This window comes from Robertkochia solimangrovi (genome assembly GCF_007279655.1).
In the GTDB taxonomy this organism is placed as follows: Bacteria; Bacteroidota; Bacteroidia; order Flavobacteriales; family Flavobacteriaceae; genus Robertkochia; species Robertkochia solimangrovi.
In genome coordinates this window covers 182,991-208,581 of sequence record NZ_QKWN01000004.1, presented here as the reverse complement: position 1 = coordinate 208,581, position 25,591 = coordinate 182,991, and the positions used below count along the sequence as shown (strand labels likewise).

Annotated in this window: 16 protein-coding genes; 4 read left to right on the top strand and 12 right to left on the bottom strand. The window is 39.5% G+C overall.

Going from position 1 to position 25,591, the window contains the following annotated elements; translation table 11 throughout:
• The first annotated feature begins 14 nt into the window (after positions 1-14).
• Positions 15-1,784, top strand: coding sequence for an alkaline phosphatase (locus DMZ48_RS07455; protein ID WP_143954500.1), 1,770 nt, complete (start codon positions 15-17; stop codon positions 1,782-1,784).
• 132 nt (positions 1,785-1,916) lie between these two features.
• Here DMZ48_RS07455 and DMZ48_RS07450 read toward each other — a convergent pair whose 3' ends face one another.
• From DMZ48_RS07450 to DMZ48_RS07405, 10 genes are all read right to left on the bottom strand, one after another.
• Positions 1,917-2,978, bottom strand: coding sequence for a tetratricopeptide repeat protein (locus DMZ48_RS07450; RefSeq protein ID WP_143954499.1), 1,062 nt, complete (start codon positions 2,976-2,978; stop codon positions 1,917-1,919).
• A 178-nt stretch (positions 2,979-3,156) separates the two neighbouring features.
• Positions 3,157-3,804: a DUF2306 domain-containing protein gene (locus DMZ48_RS07445; protein ID WP_143954498.1), complete on the bottom strand. Its 648-nt coding sequence runs from the start codon at positions 3,802-3,804 to the stop codon at positions 3,157-3,159.
• A gap of 124 nt (positions 3,805-3,928) precedes the next feature.
• Positions 3,929-4,483, bottom strand: a complete 555-nt coding sequence (locus DMZ48_RS07440; RefSeq protein WP_242009148.1) for a GNAT family N-acetyltransferase — start codon at positions 4,481-4,483, stop codon at positions 3,929-3,931.
• A 76-nt stretch (positions 4,484-4,559) separates the two neighbouring features.
• Positions 4,560-5,849 carry a YaiO family outer membrane beta-barrel protein gene (locus DMZ48_RS07435; protein ID WP_143954497.1) on the bottom strand — a complete coding sequence of 430 codons (1,290 nt, stop codon included), beginning with the start codon at positions 5,847-5,849 and terminating at the stop codon, positions 4,560-4,562.
• A gap of 3 nt (positions 5,850-5,852) precedes the next feature.
• Positions 5,853-7,277 carry a glycosyltransferase family 2 protein gene (locus tag DMZ48_RS07430; RefSeq protein ID WP_143954496.1) on the bottom strand — a complete coding sequence of 475 codons (1,425 nt, stop codon included), beginning with the start codon at positions 7,275-7,277 and terminating at the stop codon, positions 5,853-5,855.
• Positions 7,278-7,285: 8 nt separating this feature from the next.
• Complete coding sequence (locus DMZ48_RS07425) at positions 7,286-8,251, bottom strand: HEAT repeat domain-containing protein (RefSeq protein ID WP_143954495.1); 966 nt, start codon at positions 8,249-8,251, stop codon at positions 7,286-7,288.
• Positions 8,252-8,300: 49 nt separating this feature from the next.
• Positions 8,301-8,666, bottom strand: a complete 366-nt coding sequence (locus DMZ48_RS07420; RefSeq protein ID WP_143954494.1) for a response regulator transcription factor — start codon at positions 8,664-8,666, stop codon at positions 8,301-8,303.
• A complete protein-coding gene (locus tag DMZ48_RS07415) occupies positions 8,663-9,391 on the bottom strand; it encodes a hypothetical protein (RefSeq protein WP_143954493.1) in 729 nt (242 codons plus the stop codon). Before DMZ48_RS07415 ends, DMZ48_RS07420 begins: the two co-directional genes overlap by 4 nt.
• Positions 9,392-9,419: 28 nt before the next feature.
• Entirely contained in the window at positions 9,420-13,040 is a 3,621-nt protein-coding gene (locus tag DMZ48_RS07410; protein ID WP_143954492.1) for a PAS domain S-box protein, read from the bottom strand.
• A gap of 264 nt (positions 13,041-13,304) precedes the next feature.
• A complete protein-coding gene (locus DMZ48_RS07405) occupies positions 13,305-14,360 on the bottom strand; it encodes a linear amide C-N hydrolase (RefSeq protein WP_143954491.1) in 1,056 nt (351 codons plus the stop codon).
• Positions 14,361-14,603: 243 nt separating this feature from the next.
• Here DMZ48_RS07405 and DMZ48_RS07400 point away from each other — a divergent pair, with 243 nt between their 5' ends.
• From DMZ48_RS07400 to DMZ48_RS07390, 3 genes are all read left to right on the top strand, one after another.
• Entirely contained in the window at positions 14,604-15,098 is a 495-nt protein-coding gene (locus DMZ48_RS07400; RefSeq protein WP_143954490.1) for a cupin domain-containing protein, read from the top strand.
• 591 nt (positions 15,099-15,689) lie between these two features.
• Positions 15,690-19,277, top strand: coding sequence for a T9SS type A sorting domain-containing protein (locus DMZ48_RS07395; RefSeq protein WP_143954489.1), 3,588 nt, complete (start codon positions 15,690-15,692; stop codon positions 19,275-19,277).
• 3 nt (positions 19,278-19,280) lie between these two features.
• Complete coding sequence (locus tag DMZ48_RS07390; protein ID WP_143954488.1) at positions 19,281-19,973, top strand: hypothetical protein; 693 nt, start codon at positions 19,281-19,283, stop codon at positions 19,971-19,973.
• A 155-nt stretch (positions 19,974-20,128) separates the two neighbouring features.
• Here the strand turns inward: DMZ48_RS07390 and DMZ48_RS07385 are convergent, their stop codons facing one another.
• Entirely contained in the window at positions 20,129-20,911 is a 783-nt protein-coding gene (locus DMZ48_RS07385) for a glucose 1-dehydrogenase (RefSeq protein WP_199287948.1), read from the bottom strand.
• A 280-nt stretch (positions 20,912-21,191) separates the two neighbouring features.
• Positions 21,192-25,250: a hybrid sensor histidine kinase/response regulator transcription factor gene (locus DMZ48_RS07380; RefSeq protein ID WP_162558682.1), complete on the bottom strand. Its 4,059-nt coding sequence runs from the start codon at positions 25,248-25,250 to the stop codon at positions 21,192-21,194.
• Positions 25,251-25,591 lie beyond the last annotated feature (341 nt).

Sequence of the window (25,591 nt, the reverse complement as noted above, 5' to 3'; positions counted from 1 at the left end):
TCGAAATGATTAACATGAAAAACGCAACTCCAATTCTGGTATTTTTAATGCTGTTACTGAAACTCTCATGGCTATCTGCTCAGCATGTGTATAGTGTACATTCCCATAATGATTATGAGCAGCAATACCCATTTTGGTATGCGTATACAGCGGGAGCAGGTTCGATCGAAGCAGACGTTATTTTAAAGGAAGGCACCCTGTTTGTAGCACATTCTATAGATGAAATTAGTTCTGAAAATACATTCGAAAGACTTTATTTAAAACCATTGCAGCAATTAGCCGGTAACGGAGAGCTACGATCTTTACAATTACTGGTAGATATCAAGACAGCGGCTGAAGAAACTTTGCAGGCAGTAGTCGCCTCGATTTACAATTATCCCACCCTGCTTAACGCTGGTAAAGTAAGCTTTGTAATTTCCGGTAACAGACCGGATCAAGCGACCTATGCAGATTATCCAAATTTTATCAGTTTTGATCTACAGGATCCGGATGGGCTGGAAACTGTTGACCGCTCCAAAATTGCGATGGTGAGTCTGAACTATAAGGATTACTCGGTCTGGAACGGATATGGAAGGATGGTTAAGAATGATTTGGAAAAGGTAACGGAAGTGGTTGAAAAAGTACATAATGCAGGGATCCCTATTCGATTTTGGGGAACACCCGATACCAAGACAGCCTGGTCTTCATTTGCAAAACTCGGTATCGACCTGATCAATACCGATAAACCTGCTGTTGCTGTGCAATATCTGAGTAAACTGATCGAAAGAACCTATACCAGAACGGAGCCAATTCCGGTTTATATCCCGGAATATAAACACAAGGCTGATAGACGACCTGACAATATCATCGTTATGATCGGAGATGGAAACGGACTCGCTCAAATATCATCAGCAATGATCGCAAATCGCGGTTCGTTAAGTCTTCTGAATCTTCGGGATATCGGCTTTCTTAAAACTGCATCGTATGATAATCTGAATACGGATTCAGCGGCAGGAGCGACTGCGATCGCCACGGGACATAAAACGAATAACCGGGCAATTGGTGTAGATCCAAAAGGTCGATTGTTGGAAGATCTTATAGAGATTACCACAGGGAAAGGATTTAATACTGGTATCGTTACGACCGATGCGATCTTTGGTGCTACTCCCTCCGCTTTCTTTGCACATCGAAAAGAAAGAGATGATACCAAAGGATTGACCTCGGACCTGGTAGATAGTGATCTGGGATTTTTTATTGCCGGAGGAAAACAGGAGGTGGAAGCGATAGCAAAGCGTTTTACTACCGTGACACTGGAAGACCTTAAATTTGGTTCAGCGGTATATCTGGGAGAAAATAAAGCGCCTTCTGTCAAAGAAGGAAGAGGAAATGTTTTTCCTGATGCTGTAAAACAAGCATTGAAGACTTTGAAAAATGCAAAGAAGCCTTTCTTTCTAATGATTGAGGGAGCCCAGATCGATAACGGCGGACATTCAAATGATATCGAAAAGATCGTTGAGGAAATGCTGGATTTTGATCAGGCTGTGGCTGAGGTTCTCGAATTTATCGATAGAAATCCAAATACACTGGTGATTATTACCGCAGATCATGAAACTTCAGGACTGGGAATAGCTGGAGGGGATCTCTCTGAGGGTACTATACAGGCAGATTTCCTGACCATTGATCATACCGGAATCATGGTTCCGATTTTTGCCTATGGACCCGGATCCAGTGAGTTTCGAGGAGTCTATGAGAATAATGAAGTGTTTGACAGGATTATTAATACTTTAAAATTGAATACGAAGTAGTGATTCGTAAATTGGTTGATTGGAAAGACCCGTTCGTTTACCTAACGGGTCTTTATCTTGATCGATCATTGTCGTATTCTCCTATTTTTACTGTCCTTGCGAAGATTTGATGTCAATACCTTCCGGAAAAACTCATGCTTTGATAAACATATTGGTATCGTTGATTCTTATGATGTTCTCCTCTCTGATATACCAGTCAGTAAACGTCTCATAGTCGGATTGATGCGCTTCATACCAATTGGTGAAATCGTCTTCTGCTCCGATCTGGAACAGGTAGTGATTATAAGTATCGAAAAGATCGTGTTCCAGTAATTTCTTGTGGTATTCAAACAGCGCATTTGAATAATTTTTATAATCCTCTTTATAGAATTGTTCGATGAATTTAATTCGAATTTCAGAGAGCGTATTTAAGTTTATTTCCTCTACTCCAATGATACTCAATCCCATATTCTTTGCATAAATACCACATAAAGGAAGTTTGAGTTCACCGTTCTTTAATTCACTATCCGTTATGATAATATCACAGAACTCGAAGCTTAGCGTGTCCTTTTTAATCTTGATGGCCTCCACATAAGTTTCATAAAGTAATTTGCTCATTTCCTGGGTTCGCTGTGTCGTTCTTTCAAGATTCATGAACAGTTCTCCATAGATCAATCCCGACATTAGATCTTTTGAGTTGAGGTACAAAAGAGCAAGCCTGTAATAATTGGAAGGATACATTGGGTCGTGTTCTATGCCTTCCCTGTATTTCTGGATGGCGGTGTCATAATCTTCATTGTGATAATAGATGTTTCCGGTTTCTAAAAACAGATTTCCGGCATTTGGGAAGATGGAGAGTCCTTCTGCATAAGTCTTCAATGCGGTTTTCTCATCCCCGTTATAACTGTAACAGTTGCCTAATAATTGGTAGATCTGACTGTTTATATCTTCATAGGATTTTAATTTACTGAGAATTTCGATAGCCTTTTCATAATCTTCCTGAAGAATGCGGGCATAGGCTATTTCATATGGATAGATGTAATTTTCCGGTTCTTCAACTACACATTCGCGTAGAATTTCAATACTTTCTTCAATTTGACCGTTATCCATCATGGTGATGGCACGTTTGGCCTTATCCCGGGTGGTTTCTTCCTGAGCACTTATAGGGTGCATGCCCACATTGAGGATTAGTAAGAAAAGTATGGTAATTCTCATGATATACAGTATTTGATTCAGTTCCTACTTCAGGTCAGCGCAAAAGCGTGGTATATATTATTTGATTGACATAAATATAGGATAAATCTTTTGAGTTCCTTTGCATTTTTAATGGTAGGTGTCGAAAGATCAGGTTCTTAAGGGGTGAATGAGACGTTAGGAAACAGCGTTCATATAATTACGTATTGATACTTGCCGGAGTCTTTTTAGTAACCTTACGCATCCAGTAGACGATATAGATACCTCCTATGACACTTGGAATGAACCAGCCTGAAATACCCGGGAAGAATCCGTTTACGACCACAAATGCTGTTGTGGCTGCGATATATCCTCCGATCATTTTACCGAGATGGATCTTTAGCCAGCTCTTTCGAACTTTTTTAGGGTCTTTGTACAATCTCAGATCTCTGATCGCAAAATATATTCCGAATGCTCCGAAAACTGAAAGAACTATATTAAGTTTCCCTGAATTAACCATCGGAAGAACGATCATGAGAATCCCGGTCAGGATCATCATGCGGGATATCCAGGTATCGAGGGTCAGGTTGATATTCGGTTTTTTAAAGCGAAGTGCCCGATAGCCGGATAAAACGAAATACAGACTAAAAATACCAATAGCAAAGAGAAAGGGACTTTCATGACCTGGTAAGCATGAAACGATCAATGCAATTAATCCGGAACAAAGCATGGCGTAGAAGAAGACCAGTCCGGATCGTTTATGAATGGTATTCCCTTTTTTTACGATAAGAGAGATTAATCCGGCGAATAATGCAATCCCGCCAAACCCGGCATGAATGTAGATCAGTGTTGTAATTATGTTTTCCATTTTAGCAATTTTAATATTCAAATTTGTGATCTTAAACTTGGATCTTAAATATTAAATTGCTGAAATGTTGAATATTAGCGATGAGGTGTAAATACCTTTAACCGGCCAGAATAATTTTAAAATTTTACTTCCGCCAGTCCCATACAAGAATGTTCCATTCGTCTTCTGCGTCCGTATAGGTTTCCAAAACCTTAAATCCGGTTTTTAAATGGGCTCCCATTGACCGTAAATTACGGGTGGCTACTTCTGTGATACACATATCAAAACTATTCGAAAGAACTTCACGGTGTTTTTGATATAACTTCGAAAACAATCCTTTTCCTTTATGGGAGTCAGCAATACAAATCTGTCCCATCACATAATAATTAAGCGAACTGAAAGGAGTGCCATTGTAGATCAGTTCATCGAATTTACTGAACATGGGTTGAAGTCCCGGTACGATATGTCTGAGTTCTTTAGGCATTACCAGTGCATACCCTACAACTTTTTCATCTTCCTTTACTATGATCTGATCTGCGGCATCATTCAGCTTTTGAAGTTCTGAAATACTGTGTTTTATTGTTACAAAACCTTTTTCAGTCAGATCTGTGGAGCTCATATCCTGTTTATGGTTAGCAGCCTGTATCTCCAGGATTTGCAATAGGTCTTCCCTGGATTCAGCAATTTGTATTTCCATCATCGTCCGTTAATTTTTGATCGCGATAAAGATAGAGATTACCTGAAAGTAAAAACTTGGTTAGCGGGTTAAGGTGGTCTTAAAATCTTTTGATATATCCCAGACTTGCGGTGAATTGATCGATCTTAGTAGTATCTGAGAATTCGATGTTCTCATAGCCTATTCTGACAAGGATAAGTTGCGACTTCAAAATAAGCTTTCTGAAGTCGATCTCCAGATTATTGGATCTCAGATTTTCGGTACTGAGCAAAATATTATTAGCGGCGTCATCCGGAGAAAATCCGGTCCCCACACGAATTCCGACATATTCTTCCTTCGCACCAAAATAATATCTGGCAGAAAGGTTATAGGAGTTAGCAGTCCCTGAATCTCCGGGGGCAAGATACGTTCTGAAATTGAACCAGAAATCTTTATAATATTTTCCCAGTCCGAAGGTATAGACCCAGGTGGACTCATCAAAATAAAGTAATCGGAAACCCGCATCCGCTTCAAAGGCCGAAGGAAGGTTTGCGTATAACGAAGCACCGGCACGATATTCCGGAAAAATACCTTTGTCATTAGAGATGCCAGCATTGAGGTAGCCATAAAAGGTTTTTGAGATCTTCGGGTAAAAGTCGGTTTCAAACTGAACGCTTCCGGTATTAAATTTATTACCATAGGAAAGTCTGCCGGTCAATGGCCCCATACCGGTGTTTCTGGAATAATGCAAATGAACCAGGTGCCAGGGATCGTTGATCCTTTCATCAAAGTTCACGAACTCATATATGATGCCCAATTCATTGTGTAGAATTTCAGTATTCAGATTTTGTAAAAGCTTTTTAGCCTCTTCGTCTTTCGGATCAGATTTTACAGCAGTTTCCAATAGGGACTTTGCTTCCTGTGTTCTGTTCAGGTCGTTTAGGATTCTGGCTTTTAAAAGCATCAGTGCGTATGATGCCTCATTGGTTTCAAGTCCTTTGTTTACAATTTCCAGTGCTTTTTCAACATCCTTACTCCAAAACTCCAGATTGGCATACGCCAATGAGGCATCTTCAGAAGCTTTGGTACTTTCAAAAGTGGATTTCAGAAGAGGCCGTGCTTTATCGTATTGTTTGGTCCAACTGTAAAGTTGGCCCAGGAAAAGAATCATATCGGTATTTTCTGGAGAATGACTAATTGCATTTTCCATCAATTCAATGGCTTCAGAGTAGTTTTCGTATTCATAAGCTTCTGAACGTGCTTTTTCATACAGCATTACGGGGTCTGCTTTTTCCTGAGCCTTTGCGGTGTTGAACAGACATAGATACAGGAGTATGAATATCAATACAGGCCATTCGTTACTGAAATGACTACTTGACCAATTCTTAAATTTATTTATGATCGTTTTCATAGCTTATGTCTTAGCAGAATTTCTGAGTCCGGTACGTTGCATTTCTCCCCACGATTTTTTCCCTCTGATCAGGTCGATATTTCCTTTTAGACTGGACCAAACGATGTAAGGGTGAAGGATGAAGGGTTCCAGGCAAGCCGTGAGAATCAGTTTATAGATGTAGTTTGTTCGCTTATACTGTTGAAAGGAATATTCTTCAAAGAAGATCGCGGTTATCGAGAACAGGACGATAAATGAATAGGAGGCAAGGAAGAAACTCGATACATAGAACCAGTTCACTTTGCCAAAAAGCAACAACAACATAAAGAAGAGGATACCGCAAAATTCAATGATCGGTGCCAGCCACTCAAATAACATCCAATAGGGTGCGCTGAGGAGTCCGAGTATTTTGTATTTGGGATTGAACATCATCTTACGATGCAGCCATAAGGTTTCAATAGTACCTCGGGTCCAGCGATTGCGCTGTCGGTACAGAATATTCCAGTCCTGAGGTACTTCGGTCCAGCATAGTGGATCCGGGATAAAGCCTACAGTATAGGGTGTGTTTTTTTCAGCCATAACTCTTCGCATGCGAACGAGCAATTCCATATCTTCACCTACGGTATTATGATTATAACCGCCTGCATCCATAACGGTTTGTTTGTCGAACATGCCAAAAGCTCCTGAAATCAGCATTAATCCGTCGATTCTGGACCAGGCCATTCTACCCATTAAGAAAGCTCTGAAATATTCTATGACCTGAGCTTTTGCGATAAATTTCTCCGGTAATTTCACTTCGATGATTCTGCCGTCCTCGATGATACATGAATTAGCAATTCTAATGATTCCCCCGGAGGCGATCACCTTGTTTTTATTGTTCAGGAATGGTTTTATGAGTTTTAACAATGCATCACTTTCAAGAATACAGTCAACATCGATACAACAGATGATCTCATGGCTGCATGCATTGATGCCGGCATTCAGCGCATCAGCCTTTCCTCCGTTCTTTTTATCGATAACCTTGAGGTTTCTAAAGGAATGACTGGAGGATCGATACACTCGATTGATGTCTTTAGAGGGTATGAAGTTATGATAGGGGGTGTCATCTTCTATCAGTTGAAAAGTGGAGATCAATTGATTCAATGTCCCATCCTTACTTCCGTCATTGATGATCACAATCTCGAAATATGGGTAGTTAACGGTAAGCAGTGACCTGACATTTTCAACGATATTCGCCTCCTCATTATAGGCTGGAGCTAAAATAGAAATAGCAGGTAGGTTGTTTGATTGTAACAAAGCGACTTCATCTTTTAGATTGTATTTTCGCTTATAGTCTCTTATCTCATAAAAGGAAAAAATCGCTGCGAGTACATAACATGTACAAACAAGAATCCCATAAACCAGGAATATCCAGCTAAAGATCTCGGTTATGTTATCGAAAATATTGATAGGGCTCTTTATTCAGTGGTTAATAATTTTAGTTTCTTTTCTGCCTTTAAAAGCTTGAGAGCGATTCGGTTTTCATCTTCTTTTATGTTTGACCTAAGGTCTTGTAACATTGCTAATGTTCCCAGAGATCTGATCGCATTGATGATTTCAAGTTTCACGTTTTCTTCCTCCTTTTGGAATTGAGCTAACAGTATCGATGGAAGCTTTTCAAAATTTAAGCGGCAAAGCGTTTTGATTGTTTCTTTCCGAACCAAGGGATCTCTGTGATTAAGCATGGGAATCAAGGTTGCAATATTCTCGAATTGTGAGAACTCACGAATCATCCGTATTGCGAACAACCGAACGGATAATAAGGGGTGTTCAAGCCATTGGGAAAAATCCGGGATTTTTCCCTGATATACATTCTGAAGGCTATCCTGTATATACAGCTGCTCCCATAAGGTTAGCTCAACGGTTAGATTTTCAAAAAATCGCAATGGATCGGAATCGGAAGTTTTGAGGAAATAATAAATAGCTTGCTCTCTTACACCGTGAATTTTGGAATGCAGAAAGGGAGCCACTAGTGCCGGCTTCAATACTTTTAGTTCCGACATGACATATAAAGCTCTCGATTGTTGATGCCATGCACTTTTTTTCAGGATCTCAAAGACAAACTGATCTAGTCGGAGTAAATAGAATAATCTTTTGACCTGTTTCTCCGATTCGCCTTTTAAATTCTCATTGAAGATAAGAATCTGACGAATCGCTATTTTTCTTCTAAGGTTAGTTTTCAGCCATTCAGCACGAAATCTTTCCGCTTCAGCTTCAATATCGAATTCTTCATTAAACAGACATTCATTGATAAAATCACCGATTTGATCCTGATATATTTTCTTGGCGTTTTCTCTTCGATTCTTAAATAGACGCAATAAGATTATGGCAATGGTGAAAAGAAGGGAAGCCACAAAGAATATACAGGCGAATAGTAAATTCATTTGCACGATCCACGGTGTGTCAGCAAATATGTCGTTGAATGCTTCCAGTTTAATGGATATTCAGGGTTCTTTTAACTCTTAGGGAGAGTTCGTTCGGACTAAAGGGTTTGGTGATAAAGTCATTCACACCGATCTCAAAAGCTTCGATGATCGTTTCTTCCTGGTTCGAGGTGGAGAGTACGATGACCGGAAGTTCGGGATTGTTCTTTCGGATATGTTCGATAAGTTCATTGCCGGTTACAAAAGGTAACATAAGGTCGGTGATCACGAGTTCGAAAGCTTCTTTTTCAAGTAGGCGTAGTCCTTCTCTTCCGTCGACAGCAACAGTAACATTATAGCCATCCCGGGTCAATTTAAACTCCAGTGATTTCACGATCATGGGATTGTCCTCCACAACCAGGATTCTCTTTTTCATACGTCATTGAGTTTGGGGAATTCATATTTCAGTTCTTCGATGATCTTGGTGAACTTGTCAAGTAGAATTTGAACTAATGCCGGTATTTCTTCTTCGGAAGCCCTGTAACATATGGTATCGCAAAGTTCACGACATTCATCATTCTCAAGCATCTCAAAGGATGGTTTTATATTATGGGTAATTTCCCTGGACTTCTTAAAATCGTTTTCTGCGATAGTGACCTGTAATCCGATCAGTTTTTGCTCAACCGATGTTTTGAAAATACTGATCGATTCCGCAATGAAATCCTGATCGTTATCAGAGAGGTCTTTCAGATAATTCAGGGAATAGAAACTTGATGATCTACCTCCTTTAATTTTCGCTATGGGTAGTTCAATCAGGATCTTTTGAAGATCGACTTCACTGATCGGGTCGTTCAATTGTTTAAAGGTTCTTTCGGAAAGAATATATTCTTCCTGACTGCCACCGACAACGACAATCGGTGTAGTGACCGAAAGTTCAAGGGTTAGGTATTCCGAGAATTGTAAAGCCTTAAGAGGACCGGCATCCTTATCGATCAAAATAAGGTCGAATTCCTGTTCGGACTTAAGTTTTTGTATTGCCTCAAAACTATTTTTGCAGAATACTGAATTCAGTCCTGAATTTTCGGTTATTTTATATAATTCACCGGCTCTGTTCTCGCATCCGGTTATGATAAGTAATTGTACGTGGTTGGTCTGGGGCATAATTTATTCTTTAATACTCGGGAATCTGTTAACTCACAGGTTCTTTGATCAGAAATCTGATTAGCGTTTGTCTGATGGTTTCAAAGATCACGGGTTTTGACAAGTATTCATCCATTCCATAGGTGATGCTTTTTTCCTTCTCTCCTTTGATCGATCTGGCGGTAAGTGCAACGATCGGAACACGGGAAGTACCATTTTCAAGTGATCTGATTTTCCTGGTTGCCTCAATACCACTCATCACAGGCATTTGAATATCCATAAAAATAATATCGATCTTATTTTCAAGAAATTTTTCGACTGCAATAGCCCCGTCATCAGCTTCGATAATGGTCGCTAACGGTACCAGTTTTTGAATCAGTGTACGGGCCAGTAATTTGTTAACCGGATTATCTTCCGCGATCAACACGTTGCAGGCAACATCGTTCAGCGATGTTTGGTTGGTTACCTCGTAAATTTTGTCATCCATTTGCTTAGGGGGTCGTTCGATCATGTCTACTGTAGTACACAGCTGTCTTATCGATATAGGTTTCGTTATATTAAATTGAATGTCAAGCTCTTTACAGGCCTTGTTGATGATGGTGTCCTCTACCGAACTGTGAAGGAGCATCACGGGTAAAAGGTCTTTATGGATATTAAAGGTCTCTCTGATGTGCTTCACTACTTCGATGCCATTCATATATGGCATGTTATAATCGATGATCATCAAGTCGAATTGTGATGAGTTTTCGAGAATCTCTAATGCTTCAATCCCGTTTGAAGCCGTAATGACTTCGATTTTTTTAACCTGTAACATTTCGGATAATATCGATTTGTTATGGTCATTATCATCTACTACCAGGACTTTTTGAACCTTGATGAAACCTGGTTTTTTAGCAGTTGAAATTCCCTTTTCAGATCTGAAATCAATAGTGAAAGAGAAAACACTCCCTTTGCCGGGTTCGCTTGTTACCTCGAGTTTACTTCCCATAAGTTCCAGTAATCTGTTACTTATAGTAAGTCCGAGTCCGGTACCTCCATATTTTCGGGTAGTTGAGGAATCTTCCTGGTCAAATGCTCTGAAGATCTTGGAAAGATTATGAGGGGCTATACCTACTCCGGTATCTCGTATCGAAAATGTAAAGCGATTGAAGCCCTCTTGCTGTTCCAGCTTGTCATGACGAATCTTCATTTCTACTTCACCTTCCTCAGTAAATTTCACTGCATTTCCAAGGAGGTTGGTAAGGATCTGGCGTAAGCGAACTGTATCTGCATAGATGAATCTATCGATCAGCGGAGGAATATCCAGCAAAACTTCAAGTGATTTCGCGTGTGCCTGATGTTTAATAATATCCATGGTTTGGCTGCAAAGCTCCAGAAGGTCGATCTTTTCAATATTCAATTCAAGCTTTCCTGCTTCGATCTTCGAAAAATCCAGTACGTCATTGATGATATCCAGCAAATGATTCGCAGAATTATATACGGTTTGCATATAATGCTCCTGGCTTTCGGAAAGCGTGGTTTTCATCAGGAGGTCAGTAAACCCGATGATACCATTTAGTGGTGTCCGGATCTCGTGACTCATATTTGCGAGGAATTCCGATTTCGACCTGTTGGCAGTTTCCGCCTTTTGTTTGGCCTTAACCAAGGAAACCTCCATTTCCTTTAATTGGGAGATGTCAGTTGCAACACCCAGATATCCAGTGATTTCATCTTTGGAATTAACCACAGCCGTTGCAACGAGTTGTACTGGGAATCGTTCTCCGTTTTTCCTGATATAGGTCCATTCCCTTGACTCAAATTCTCTTTTATTTGCCTTATGTACAAATACTTCAAACCCGGAAACCGGCCGGTTATACTGGGTAGTAAGTTCCTTTCCACGTTCTTCGATCTCATCGGGATCATGAAAGATACTTACCGGTTTCTTATCGACGATTTCCGAAGCTTTATATCCTAATAGATTCTCAGCACCTTTATTGAACTTTCGGGCAATACCGTTTAAATCGGTTTCAATTATGGAGACATGAGTGGTTGCATTCAAAAGACCCTGGAGCTCACTGAGGCTATTTTGTAATTCTTCCTGTGAACGTACCCTTCGGCTGATATCGTTGATTTGTCCGATATAGTATAATGGTGAACCATCATGATCCCTGATAAGGGAAACGTTCAGAAGTCCGTAGATGACAGAACCATCTTTATGAAGATATCTTTTTTGTATGCTGTAACTCTGTCGGGAATCGTCAAGAAGTTCCTGAATGAACACTTCATCCAGATTCGCATCTTCAGGATGTGTCAGGCTTTCCATGGAGCGATGCAGGAGTTCTTCTTTCGAAACCCCGAACATTTTACCCAGAGCATTATTGACCATGAGCCACCTTCCTTCCAAGGATACCAATGCCATACCATTTGGAGAATATTCAAATGCACCGCTGAAACGCTTGGAGTTTTCCAGCGATCTGGCAGCCAGTTTTTTCTTGATAGTGATATCTTCCAACTGTGAAAGGATGAGGGCATCGGAATCCTCATTGCGATTCACTACGGAAGTGTTGACGCGACACCAGATCAGTTTTCCTGTCAGGTCGAAAAACCGGCATTCTGATGAATACGACTCGATCTCTCCTGATAATAGCTGACGATGATAATTCTGCATCATTTCGCGGTCATCCGGATGGATCAGATCTCTAAAGGTTTGATTTTTGATCATCCCATTAATGGACTGATCCATTCCAAAGATCTTCCGGAAGGCAGGGTTGGTCAGCAATAGTTCATTTGAGATACTTCTCAATACTATTCCAAGAGAGGAATTATCGAAGACTAACTGAAAACGTTCTTTGTTGAATTGTGATTCAAATTCTTCTGACTTGCGTTTATCGATATCCTGAAAAGCACCATAGACACGTACACATTTACCTTCTTCGAATTCGGGATGTCCTATGGAACGTACCCATATTTCCCTGCCTTTAGCAGTGATCAGTTTAAGTTCAATATCGTAGGACTCTCCGTTATTGATCGCTTTTTCAAATAGCGAGCTTATGGTATCTCTGCTCCAGCCTTCTTTATAAAACGCGATCGCATTTTCAACATCAGGTACGAAAGTCGGGGAGACTTCATGAATCTCTCTTGTAGTTTTGGTCCATAGAATAGTTTGGTTCACAAGATCTACCTCCCAGCCACCGACACGGGTAATAGTATTGGTTATTTCGTAAAGAGCATTCCGTTGTTTAAGTTTTGAAAGCTTCTTTTTAAGTTTTTTTTCTTTAATAAAAGTGCTGTCTGACTTAATGAATTTTAGGAGGATGCTGCCTTTTTTCAACAGTTCCGGTTCATAAAAAATTACGGCAAGAAGCTTTACTTTTTGACCTTCCTTATTAATGAACGTGAATTTTATGGGATCAGGTAGGGTGTTTTGTTTCCTGATCAGTTCTTTGAGCTCCCTTCGCAAGTTTAAATAGCCGGTATTTAAATGAATCGTGGAATTTCTTTCTTCTTTTGAAATATGATCATACCCGAGAAATTTCCAGAAAGATTCACTTATCCATAAAGTCTCCGGAATATCGGTTTCGAGATACCACAAACCGTAATTTAAATCCTCATGAAGCCATGGGATGAGCGAAGTATTTTCACGGAACAATCGATTGCAATTATTCTCCAGAATAACGTCAGTTTGGGGCATAACCTTGCTTTATTCTTAAATTAAAATGAAATTATTGATTTTAATACGAAGCCACAAGATTTTAACAAATAAATGCTTGGAAATGTGTAGGACATTTCATAATCTCTATCAAAACGATGGGGGATATCGTAATTTTAAAATCTGCGGCAAATAACGGTATAAGAAATGAGATTTCAATGATTTAATTGTTGAATTCCAGTTAGAAATAAGAGGAAATATTCCTTGTGGTATATTTCTGATGAATTTCGAAAGAACCATGGTTATTTATTGTGGTAATGCGGCAAAAGCAAACGGTTTTGTTTCTGTAAATTTTCCCGAAGATTCTCCTTCATAGATTTCATTATTTGAAAGACTTAATTTTTTGACTGGAGCATTTTCCTTAAAATCTATTTTTTTCAGATCTACCCAAACAACATTCGGATTTAGAACGTTGTCAAAGTAGTAGGTCATATTCTTATGATCGGCCACGGTTCTCCAACGAGTCGATGAAATATTAGGTTCAGTTTCTGAGGAGATTCCCAAAGGAACGGAGCAATTTCTGATCACTCCAAAAACACTGGCAAGCGCATTTCTGGTATTGTCGGTTTTAGGAATGGCCCCGATGTAGTAGGAGGCTCTTACATATCTGTCTGCCGCCCGATTGGTTCCTGGTAACATAATGGTTCCGGGAATTCCCTTCCAGTATTCATTGATCGCAAGTTGTTCATTGAATATAGGAGAATTCGTCATCACATTATAACTGGGATCATGGTGGATCACCAGTTTGCCGTTGATATATTCAAATATGGCATTATCACCTTTGGCATCTGAGAGTGATAAATGAAGTGTGGTAAAACGATCCGTTCCCGGGATGAGACTGGAAACTACAATGAATTTTTCCTGAGCAAGGTCATTAACTGCTTCTTCGACCGTGGCAAAGTTATCAAGTGCATATTGGAGCCAGAGTGAGATGGCCAATCCATTTTTAGTGCCTTTCGGATCAAATTTTGGATATTCTGATTCAGCCAGCCAAAGCATATTGGCAACCAAACCTTTTTCATTCATGCCGTCTGAAGAAGCAATATCCCAGGAGGTTGTCACTACGCTTCCGTATTTCGATCGCCATTGTACCGAATTCTCTCCAACGAGTCCATTTCTTAAAATTCCACTGGGTAGAATCCAAAGGTTGGCAGGGATTTCTTCTTTCCAGTCCATAGAGCGAGCCGTAATGATCAGGTCATTCGTGCCGTGATAAACAACACGGGTACAGGCATCAGAGTTTTGAAATACGGTTATAAAGGTAATTGAAAGGAATGTGAAGAAAGTTTTACAAGAATTCATAGGGAATCAAAATTTATGTGTTTTTGTAAATGATGTATATGTAAATATAAGAAATAGAGGAAGTTAAGCGTGTATGTGTTCACTGGTTTAATACGATTGTGTCTGATAAATTACGGTTCGTTGAGCGTAAGTAATTGAAATGCACTTTAGTGTCTGTGTTTTTTGGCTTTTGAAATAGGGGGTAATACCCCCTGGTGTAAAACATTGAATTTGTGTAACTTATTGCTTTATAAAGATAAAGTTATGGCAATAGTTGAAGATTATGAATTCCATCCCCTGAATATGATTGAAGATCCTGACGATTATCGTCCGGATTCCAAACTGGCGATCGTTATTGACCCTGGAGATACTGAGAATGGATATGTGGATCAGATGTCGGTTTTTACCGAAAAGATCGGTATAGGCGATGCGATACCATTTCATCTGCATCATATCGAAGAGATCATGCAGATCCAAAAGGGTAGCGTTGAAGTTCGTTTGGGTAATCAAAGGAAAAAGGTTTCGGAAGGAGCTGTGGTGTTTATCCCTGCAGGGGTGCCTCATGGTATTAGGAATACGGGTGCGGATGTCGCCAGGATATTTGCGGTATTTCCTTCCAGGGAAATAGATATTCGGTATCTCGAAAGGAATCCTGCGCCAGGTACTGAGGATGATGAGCCGGCTCCACCCATATCGATAGATGTTCGTGAATTTTTAACCGGTGATCCGGAAAAGGCAATACGACCATATATAGAATAATAAAAATCGGAATTGTATGTAATTCCTCGGAATACTGAAGAATTTAACAGAAACTCGATTTTTTTGTCTCTGACTTTATAAGCTGCTACAATATCGAATGCGAAGGTGTGCGAATTCAGGTTATTGACAACTGGTATGGTAGCAATAGTGAACTGAAGGATATATAGTTTATCGCTGTCTTTCATACGATAATTTCTGAAGTACTTTTCTTATAGATAAGTTTTCCTTCAAGTTGATAGGCTTCCTGTCCGTTTTGGGTACAGCTCGCATGGGTCAGTTCTGTAGCTACGAGGATCACTAAATCTAAAAAACTAAAATATAAATTATCGGTGTGAACTATAAAGAATTAATATTTAAGAAAATTCTGATATATGCTCTTGTGGAATTACTGGTAATTTTTTAGGTAAAGGTGGAGAGGAACGATTTGTATAATATACTCATATGTAATTGGCGTTACAAAATAAATCGCTATTCTTGTAGGAAAATTCACGGTATTCAGATTCAAGTACTTTTCGGGGTTCAATTATTTTTTCTGGAATCTGCTGAGAACAGATAATCGTTAATTGGATACCTAAAGCCCTAAATGCTACTATGAAATTGACGTATTGGACCTGTTTGATCCTGTGGAAAGTTCTTTTTACGGGTATTTTATCCCTTAATCTTTCATTTTTAGATACATACCAGCACTATGAGCAGGATACTGTTGAAGCTCATTTCACGTTGGATCCTCAGGATGAAATTGCAATTGGAGTGACCGAGGATTTGGGATTGGAGGTTTATGTGAGAGAAGTTACTTGCCCTGGTGAGTATAATGGTGAAATAATAGCTACAGCCAGCGGAGGTACCCCTCCTTATAATTTTCAACTGCTGGATTCAAATGGATTTACAATACTAGGAGCATCTGAGAATTCCAATTTCCTGAATTTAGAAGCGGGTACCTATATCGTGGAAGTTATCGATGCTGTGAATAGTACGTTTAGAATTGTAACTACACTTACCGAGCCCGAGACTATGTCCATTTTACTGGAAATTATAGAATACGATTGTGTTGGTTTAAATTCCGCATCGGTATCAGGATCGGTTTCTGGAGGGAATCCGGACTATGAATATAGTATCGATGGAAATAATTTTTCAGTAAGTCAAACTTTTAGTGATTTAGCACCGGGTGACTATGAATATTATGTCAGGGATGCGAATGGATGTACCACTGTGGAAGCCTTTATAATTCCGGAGAGAGAACTTCTAAAAGGATCAGTCATTGTTCATGACAACTATTGCGATCCAACAACAAACGATTTTATCGAAGTAGTCGCCAGCGGTGGTATACCTCCTTATCAATATGCAATAGATGGCATAACTTTTCAAAGTAGTAATACGTTTGAAATATCGGAATCTGGATTGTATTATATTCAAATACTTGATAGTTATGGTTGTACTTACGGTGTAGAAGTCCAATTCGATAAAACTGAGTCCTTCCAGCTTTCTGCTTCATACACGAACTATTGTACTAATGATGATCCGGTTAATTTTACACTGTCAGCTTCGGGTGGACATCCACCTTATGAATATCGAATAGATGAAGGAGAGTGGCAGTCGACAAATAAATTTACGACCATAAAGAGGGAGGAGATTAAAGTAGAATCCAGAGACGCTTTGGGGTGTGTGAATTTTGTAAATGCAAACTTGATTCCTATAGATGAATTGACTTTTAGCATGGAATCCGGTGGTAATTTATGTTACGGTGAGAATGATGGTTACATCGAAATAGATGTAACCGGAGGGATGCCTCCTTATTCCTATAGTTTAAACGATGGTGTAGCGCAGGCTGATAATTTGTTTCAGGATCTTTCTCCGGGCACCTATGAAGTTATAGTTAGTGATGGATTAGGCTGTCAATCCATACAAGAGATTACACTTGATAAACCAGAGGGTATTTACCTAAATATTTCTGATATTGATTATACCAATATATGTATAGATGAAACATTCGATATTACACTGGAAGCGGTGGGTGGAGATGGATCATTCTCCTATCAGATTGATGATGAACCCGCTCAGTCGTCTGCAACTTTTAAAGGCTTAACAACTGGTAAATTCCGATTTGCTGCGATTGATAGTAAGGGATGTTCAGGGCAAATTTATGTATATTTTGACCTTCCTATATCGATTATGGGTGAGGTGACCATAAATAATGTATCCTGCTTTGGTAGGAGTGACGGATCTGTAATTCTGAAGGGTATTGGAGGTGTCCCACCTTATCAATATAGTCTCGATGGAATCGAGTACCAATCGGAGGCAGCATTCAATGAATTGCCTGCTTCGGAATACACGGTTTTCATTAAGGACAATGCGGATTGTGTTTTTGAAAAGAACATTGTGATTACAGAACCTGAACTTTTAACCCTGAAAGTCGATCAATCTGAGGTGTCTTGTTTTGGTACAAATGATGGGAGTTTTATGGTCGATGTTAATGGCGGTGTAGCTCCCTATGCATATCAAATCAATGATGAAGCACTTCAAAAGTCTAATAAATTCACGGATCTCTCTGCTGGAATTTATACGGTCAGGGTGGTTGATGATCAAGGGTGTTTTGTTGAGGAAGAAATTATAATCGGACAGCCTGATGCCCTGGCAGCAACATTTACCGAAATTGACAATTCCAGGTTTTGTACGGATGGGACATTGAGTTTTATGTTACAGGTAAGCGGTGGGCAAGAACCGTATAGCTATCAAATGGATGATGATCCTTTAAAAGATTCAGGAGATTTTACAGGTGTCCCATATGGGAATCATGTTTTTAAAATCATAGATAAAAATGGGTGTGAGTTGACGATCAATAAATCTTTTATAGCACCGGAAATATTGAAGGTTACTACTTCGGTAATGGTTAATTCCTGTTTTGGTGAAAATGAAGCGGGTATTCTTATAGAGGTTGTCGGGGGATCACCACCCTATCAATATAGCATTGATGGAGTATTGTTTCAGAGTAATGCATCTTTCGAAGATCTTAACTCTGGCAATTATGAAATCTATGTAAAAGATGCTAAGGGTTGTACTTTGACGACACAGGTCATGATTGAGGATCCGGACAAGTTAGAGGTCGGATTTACAGTGATCTCTCCAAGTTGTACCTTTCAAGCGGATGGGAGTATTCAGGTTGATGCAACTGGTGGTACACCTCCCTATCAATACAGTATGGATGATTTTACTTATACAGAAAATGCCGATTTCGAAGATCTTGGAATTGGAGTGTATACTGTAAGTGTCGTAGACTCAAAAGGGTGTGATGCAAAGCTGGTTGTCACGCTTGAACAGGTTGAAGGTGATGATTTTGACAAAGATGGAATTAATGATAGTTGTGATGAAGATATAGATGGTGATGGGATTGCGAATGATAATGATTTATGTCCATACACACCGCTGAATACTACTGTAAATGATTTTGGATGTGAGGAGTTGAAATTACCGCAGGATAATTTTAAAATCGGGGTTACAGATCTTTCCTGCAGAGGTAGTGATAATGGGAGTATTCAGGTTAATGTGGAGGTAATCTCAGAATATAGCGCGGAATTATATCTGGAAGACAACCTGATCCGTGAAGACTCTTTTGAATCCTCTTTACTATTTGATAGTCTGATTTCCGGAGTTTATTCACTTTGCCTGAGAAGTGTTGAACTTCCAAACATGGAGCTGTGTTATGAACTGGTCATAAACGAGCCTTTACCACTAGAAGTATATGCCGAAGTGATTGATGATCAAAATCTCAACCTTACATTATCAGGAGGTAAATCATATACGATAATGTTCAATGAATTAACGTATATAACGGATCAAAAGCAGATATCACTTCCTTTAAAAAAAGGAGTAAATAAATTACAGGTCTTTTCCGAAAAATTATGTGCAGGTCTTTATGAACGGGAATTTATGATCGAAGATAGGATTAGTGTTTTTCCAAACCCTATATCCGGAGAAATTCTTCATGTGTTGTTACCCTCTCAAATCAATGATACTGTACTGTGCATTCTGATAGATCTTAAGGGAAATATCATATCCAGCTTTGATGTAGTGGCAATTTTTGGAGAACTAAATGTTAAAATTCCTGAATTACAAAGAGGCATGTATGTTCTGAGACTTGAGACTGCGAATGGGGTATTCAATAAGAGAATTGTGAAAAATTAGCCTATGTATAAAAGATTGAATTGTTTAACACTGATTGCTGCGGTCATGGTTTTTATAGGTTGTGGAAGTGATTCTCCAGAATTTGAAGACTTCGATCCCGGGGAGGCAACACTGATTGCGCCTTTGAATAATACTGAATGTATAAGTGGAGAGGTCCTGGATGATTTGCAGAGTGAAGTGTATTTTAACTGGGGGAAGGCCCTAAATACAGAAACCTATACATTGATTCTTTTAGATTTGATCTCCGGGGAGGAATCTGGTTATTCAACTTCGGACCCTGGTTTAAAAGTTGTTTTGAAAAGGGCGACTCCTTATCAATGGTATATTATATCAACTAATGCTAAGTCGAATAAACTAACAAAAAGTGAACGTTGGAATTTTTACAATGCAGGGGAAGCAAATACTAATTATGCGCCTTTTCCTGCGGAGGTGATCTATCCGGAAGATGAAATGCGAATTACCACGAATGATGAGCGTATCGAACTTCGCTGGAGAGGATTGGATCTCGATGATGATATAGTAAAGTATGAGGTGTATTTTGAGGATGCGACTCCACCTCAAACTATGTTTGAAAGTTCGGAAGAAGCGCTGGATGTTAGGGTAATGTCTGGAGTTACTTATTATTGGAATATTATCAGTATCGATAAGGAAGGTAATACTTCTGAAAGTATTGTTCAGTCTTTTACTATCGAATAGAACAGAGCGTACCACATGATTTATAGAGGCTGAATCATCATAACTGGGGGGAAAAAGACTTAATTTCGCTTGATGATTGGTCTTCCGGGAGGTATATAAAAAATGAAAGGCTGCCTTATTAAACAGCCTTTTTTAGTTTATCTGAGGAGGCTCAGTTAAGAATTACCATAAAGGTTTGATTCTCCACCATCGATTGCTATGGTTTGCCCACTAACATAACCATTACCTTCACTAAGTAGAAAGGCTACCACTTTAGCGACATCTGAAGGTTTTCCAAGTGCTCGGGTAGGATTTCTTTGGGCATATTCAGTTTCTGCGGCTTTCGGGTCATCCGGATTCACCTGTTTAAAAGCTTCGGCTACCATAGGGGTGAGGATCGCTCCGGGAGCAATGGCGTTTGTAAGGATGCCATATTTACCATATTCAACAGCAGCGTTTTTCGTCATCCCTGATACTGCATGTTTACTGGCAACATAAGGAGTTTGATTCAGTACTCCTCGAATACCTCCCACAGAAGCTACGTTCACAATTCGTCCATAACCTTGTTTCTGCATTACCGGAATAACATATCGTAAGCCATAATATACACCCATCAGGTTGATATCGATCACTTTTTTGAAAACATCCATATCATATTCTGTCATCGGAGCCTGTCGGCCTTCTATTCCTGCATTGTTGTATAAGCCGTCGATACGCCCGAATGCTTCCAGGGTCTTATTTACATAGTTCTTTACCTGTTCCTCATCGGAAACATCGGCTTTCACCGAAATTATTTTGACATCCTTGAATTTTCCACTGAGACTTTCCACTGCATTCTGTAACGATTCATCATTATAATCGATCAGTGCCAAATTTGCCCCCTGGGAGGCGAGTTCTTCAGCAGCGGCCAGACCCAGACCCATGGCTGCTCCTGTGATAATTATTGTTTTATTTTTCATTGAATTTATTTTACCCTAAAGGTACGAAAAGCAAGGCCAAGACCACCTTAAAGCCTTCTTAAGACAATTGCCAAAAAGTGTTAATTGCCAAAGTTAAGATCGCGGAAAATAGATTGTAGAAAGCGGAGAATAGTTGACGATATACTGCTTTACTGTATAGCAAGTGACTCTTAAACTTCGTTTAATTGAGAATTGACAACCCATAATCCATAATCCTTAATCCTTAATTCACTGGTGTCCGGGGGGAATACAAATATTTTAAGTCTACCCTATAATTAAATTACTCGATCTCCGAAGGTAATTTACCATATGCTTCCTTAAAGATCTTCCTGAAATACTTTACACTTTTGAAACCTACTTCATAGGATGCCTGTGAAATCGTGTATTTCTCATAACGGATAAGGTACACGGCTTTCTGCAGTCGGATCTTACGAACATAGTCGTTGATATTTCCACCCGTTAAAGCCTTGATCTTTCGAAACAGAGAAGTACGACTCATGCCCATTTCTGAACAAAGGGTCTCAATATTGGTATCGCCCTCCGGAATCAATCGTTCGATAAGTTCCTGGAATTGTCTCAGGAATTCCTTCTCGCTGTCCAGGATGCTGATGTGTTTATCCGGGTCTTCAGGAAGTCCGTCCGATTCCGTTGTGAAGTATTTACGTAATCCTATTCGGTTTTGTATCAGGTTCTTGATGCGTGTTTTAAGAATTTTTGGATTAAAAGGTTTGGTGATATAATCATCGGCTCCTTCTTCATATCCTTGGTTGATTCCTTCTGTATTTGCTTTCGCGGTAAGCAAAATGATCGGAATATGTGAGGTGATTTTGTCCTCCTTTAATTCTTTACAGAGATCCATACCACTTTTTTCAGGCATCATGACATCTGATACAATCAGGTCCGGAACATATTTCCTTGCTTTTTGTACTCCTTCTTTTCCGTTAGCGGCAAAAATCAGGTCGTATTCGGTCTCCAGCATTCCACCCAGGAATTGCAGGATATCTGCATTATCATCGATCAGTAATAAAACCTCTCTTTCTTTATCTTCTCCGATTCTGAGTTCATTGTCCGGATCAATCACAGAAAGCTCCTCCATATTCCATGAATCTGATGTTTCCGAATATATTTCAGAGATCTTCTTTTCTACCGGCGTTTCCGGTTCCGATTGCTGAGTGCGTTCCCGGAAAGCATCTGTAGGTATGTTCAGAGTAAATTTCGCTCCTTCGTGAAATTTACTTTGAACGATGATAGAACCTTGATGTAACTCGGCAAAAACTTTGGATAAAGCAAGCCCTATGCCGGTTCCTTTCTTTCTGTTTGAGGAGGTTGATTGATAGTACCAGTCAAAGATATGTGGTAGATCTTCTTCAGGAATACCATTTCCGGTATCCGAAACCGAAATGCTTAAAATATTATCTTTCTTTGCAAGTGAAAGACTGATGGTTCCATTGCGATCTGTATGCTTAAAAGCATTGGAAAGCAGGTTGTGAATAATGATTTCAACTTTTTCAATATCACACCAGATATAGAGTTGCTGTTCGGGTTTGTGGAGCTTCAGGCTTATTCCTCTTGACTTTGCAATGGTCTCATAACTATTAAATAGCTGGGTGATATAATCGGTGATGTCGGTTTTTTCTATCGATAACTGGTTCAGGCCGGTTTCTGCCTTTCTGAATTCAAGTAATTTTTTGATGTTCTGGTACAGATATTTTGAATTTCTGTGTACCATTTTCAATTGATCCTTATGCTTTTTATTGTCTGTCTGTTCGATTAACTCCTCGATAGGTGCCATGATCAGACTGAGCGGAGTCTTTAGTTCATGGGAGAAACCGGTAAAGAATCGTACGCGTTCCAGGTTTAGTTCATTCTCCAGCTGTCGTTGCTTCTTTTCGAATAACAAGGAATTCTTAAGCTTTAAACGATCGGAATAATAGCGCATTCCTAATATGGTGAGCCCTAATGCCACAATGAAATATAATAAATATGCTGGTAATGTTTTCCAGAAGGGGGGGAGAATGGTGATCAACATGGAGTTCGTTACCGTTTTTTCCGGGTTGATAGCTCCTTTCACGATAAGCCTGTATTCTCCCGGAGGTAATTTATTAAGGTTGATGCTATTGCTATTATTCAGATTTACCCAATGATCCTGATAGTCTTCTAATAAATAGGAATATTTAATATTGCCGGCATTTGGATATTTGAGCACACTAAAATCAACTGAGATCAATGTCTGATCATGGTTGAGAATTACATGATCCTGAAAGGGTAGTGATTCTTGTAATATCGCCTCTTTATCCCCGTTGGCAACATCGACCTTATTATTGAACAATTTAAGATTTTCAAAAAGCAGGGAGTAATCGGAGTTGGAATTGAAGATCTTTTCAGGTTGTATGATGTATAATCCTGCATTTCCACCCATATACAGTGTACTGTCCCGGGTAAGCATCGCCGCTCCACTATTGAAGTCACTGGTTGCTATGAGACTGTAGGAGTTCAGGTTCTTGATAGTGTCATTAAGGGTGTTGTAGTAGCTGATTCCTTTAAATGTACCCAACCATACTTCATGCTCATTTCGAAATACCATACTATTGATGGTATTATTGCTCAGACCATTCCTGTCTGTGAATGTCCTCAGCGTTTCTGTCTTTGGATACCAACGCACAAGTCCTCCATAGGCGGTACCCGCAAGAATAGAATGATCGGAGAGAATTTTTATGGTGTGAACAATATTACTCGGCATTTCGGGAACCGTGGCGGCTTCTATTGTATTATAATCGTTGGTCTCGGGATCAAAATGTAATAGGCCATCTCCATAGGTGGCCATCCATAGTTTGTTCTCATCTTCTGCGATGTCCCGTATATCCATTTTTCCGAGGGACTCGATATAATCGAATTTATCGGTTGTTTCGTTATAGCGATATAATCCGCCGCGATTGGTGCCTGCCCAGATCCTGTTCTTACTGTCTTCAAAAATGACACGAACGTCACTGCCGTCTTCAACATTGCCCTGCAGGTATTTTCGAGTGTTACCCGTGATCGTGTCAAGTAGATTGAGTCCTCCCTGATATGTTCCTATCCACACGCGTTTTTTGGAATCTTCCAGCAAAGAGATGGTGTAGTTGTTCGATAGACTGCGAGGATCTGAATCATCATGTCTGAAATGTTTGTAGGAACCTTTTTTCGGATTATAGAGGTCGAGTCCGCCCCCATCCGTACCGATCCAGATATCTCCGTTAAAGCGTTCGGTAAGTGTTCTGATTCGGTCATGGCTTACCGTTTGAGATCCGGAATTAGATTCGTGTCTGATACGTATTAATGGATTTCCACGCGGATTGACATAGTTTAGCCCGAGACTGGTACCGATCCACATATTGTTTTCTTTGTCCTTCGTCAAACATGAAACGGTACGGTTGTAGACACTGGTGCCGTTTTGATTGGGAAGGAACCATTGAATTGCATCAGATTCGGCATCATTTCGGTATGCTTCAAGATCGACGATGTTTAATCCGCCGTTACGGATACCTACCCACATTTTCCCGGAATCATCCACTTCAAAGGCCAGTACTTCATTGTCACTGAGCTCACGGTTCTGATCGTTTCCTGCTGGTATATGGATACGCTCGTTATCACTGGTAAAGACCATGATGCCACTTTTAGTACCGAGCCAAAGATTGTCTTTGTTATCCAGATACATGCAATTGATCGATTTCAAGCCATAGTCATCTCTATCTCCAAAGGGAACTCTTCTAACACTCTTGGTAGCATAATCGATTTTATTTAACCCATTATCATAAGTTGATACCCATAATGTGTTCTTTCCTTGTAACTGAATATCAGATATTCGATTGGAGGAGATAGTATTATCGTCATTCTCGTTAAAGTTCAATAGGATTCGCTTTTCCGGATTTTTAGGATCAAAGATCTGCAATCCTACTTCGTAGATTCCGAATATCAATTCCTCATTCTTTCCAAATTCCATACAACTGAGTCCGTTTCCAATCAGACCATTGGAGGTGTCGTAAAGTCGGAAAGATTCTGTTTTAGGGTTATATATGTTGAGTCCGGCACCCGTTACTATATAAAGTTCTCCCTGGTCATTTAATTTGAGTTGCTCGATAAAGTTATAGACCAGTTTATTCTCCGATTCGTTCTCCGTTTTAAAATTTAAAAATGTGTTTCCGTTATAACGATTCAATCCGTCATTGGTGGCGATCCATATATAACCTAAAGAATCCTGAACCACATCGGTAATTATATTATTAGAAAGTCCGGATTCAACACTGAAATATTCGAATTTGAGGTGATGCGGAAGCGGATCGGGATTCTTCTGGAATGCCAAAATTTCCCAGGTGCAACATAGCATAAGGAATATGAGTGAAAATTTCAGGACAAACCGGGGTTGTAACATAGTAAGTTTCTAATTGTCTGAGAATTGAGGATCCTTATCAAATAAAGTCAAAAATTGCAATATTATCAATTTACCACCCTTGAATATGGGTTTTGAACAATTTATACCCTTTATTTTGTCGATTTGTAACCTATATCTCTTTATGATTTTTAAGAAAATTGTAACAGTTTAAATGTGAACGGTAATTTTTAACCGGATTACGATAACGATATAGTAAAAGTTAATTTTTCCGAATATCGAATTATATCCTTAAAAAATTGCTAAGCACAAAG

Excerpts from the sequence above, each read along its gene's own strand:
- DMZ48_RS07400 (WP_143954490.1), top strand. The coding sequence starts at position 14,604 with ATGGCAATAGTTGAAGATTATGAATTCCATCCCCTGAATATGATTGAA.
- DMZ48_RS07410 (WP_143954492.1), bottom strand. The coding sequence starts at position 13,040 with ATGCCCCAAACTGACGTTATTCTGGAGAATAATTGCAATCGATTGTTC.
- DMZ48_RS07435 (WP_143954497.1), bottom strand. The coding sequence starts at position 5,849 with ATGAAAACGATCATAAATAAATTTAAGAATTGGTCAAGTAGTCATTTC.
- DMZ48_RS07385 (WP_199287948.1), bottom strand. The coding sequence starts at position 20,911 with ATGAAAAATAAAACAATAATTATCACAGGAGCAGCCATGGGTCTGGGT.
- DMZ48_RS07395 (WP_143954489.1), top strand. The coding sequence starts at position 15,690 with ATGAAATTGACGTATTGGACCTGTTTGATCCTGTGGAAAGTTCTTTTT.
- DMZ48_RS07440 (WP_242009148.1), bottom strand. The coding sequence starts at position 4,483 with ATGATGGAAATACAAATTGCTGAATCCAGGGAAGACCTATTGCAAATC.
- DMZ48_RS07450 (WP_143954499.1), bottom strand. The coding sequence starts at position 2,978 with ATGAGAATTACCATACTTTTCTTACTAATCCTCAATGTGGGCATGCAC.
- DMZ48_RS07425 (WP_143954495.1), bottom strand. The coding sequence starts at position 8,251 with ATGAATTTACTATTCGCCTGTATATTCTTTGTGGCTTCCCTTCTTTTC.
- DMZ48_RS07405 (WP_143954491.1), bottom strand. The coding sequence starts at position 14,360 with ATGAATTCTTGTAAAACTTTCTTCACATTCCTTTCAATTACCTTTATA.
- DMZ48_RS07420 (WP_143954494.1), bottom strand. The coding sequence starts at position 8,666 with ATGAAAAAGAGAATCCTGGTTGTGGAGGACAATCCCATGATCGTGAAA.
- DMZ48_RS07415 (WP_143954493.1), bottom strand. The coding sequence starts at position 9,391 with ATGCCCCAGACCAACCACGTACAATTACTTATCATAACCGGATGCGAG.
- DMZ48_RS07455 (WP_143954500.1), top strand. The coding sequence starts at position 15 with ATGAAAAACGCAACTCCAATTCTGGTATTTTTAATGCTGTTACTGAAA.
- DMZ48_RS07390 (WP_143954488.1), top strand. The coding sequence starts at position 19,281 with ATGTATAAAAGATTGAATTGTTTAACACTGATTGCTGCGGTCATGGTT.
- DMZ48_RS07445 (WP_143954498.1), bottom strand. The coding sequence starts at position 3,804 with ATGGAAAACATAATTACAACACTGATCTACATTCATGCCGGGTTTGGC.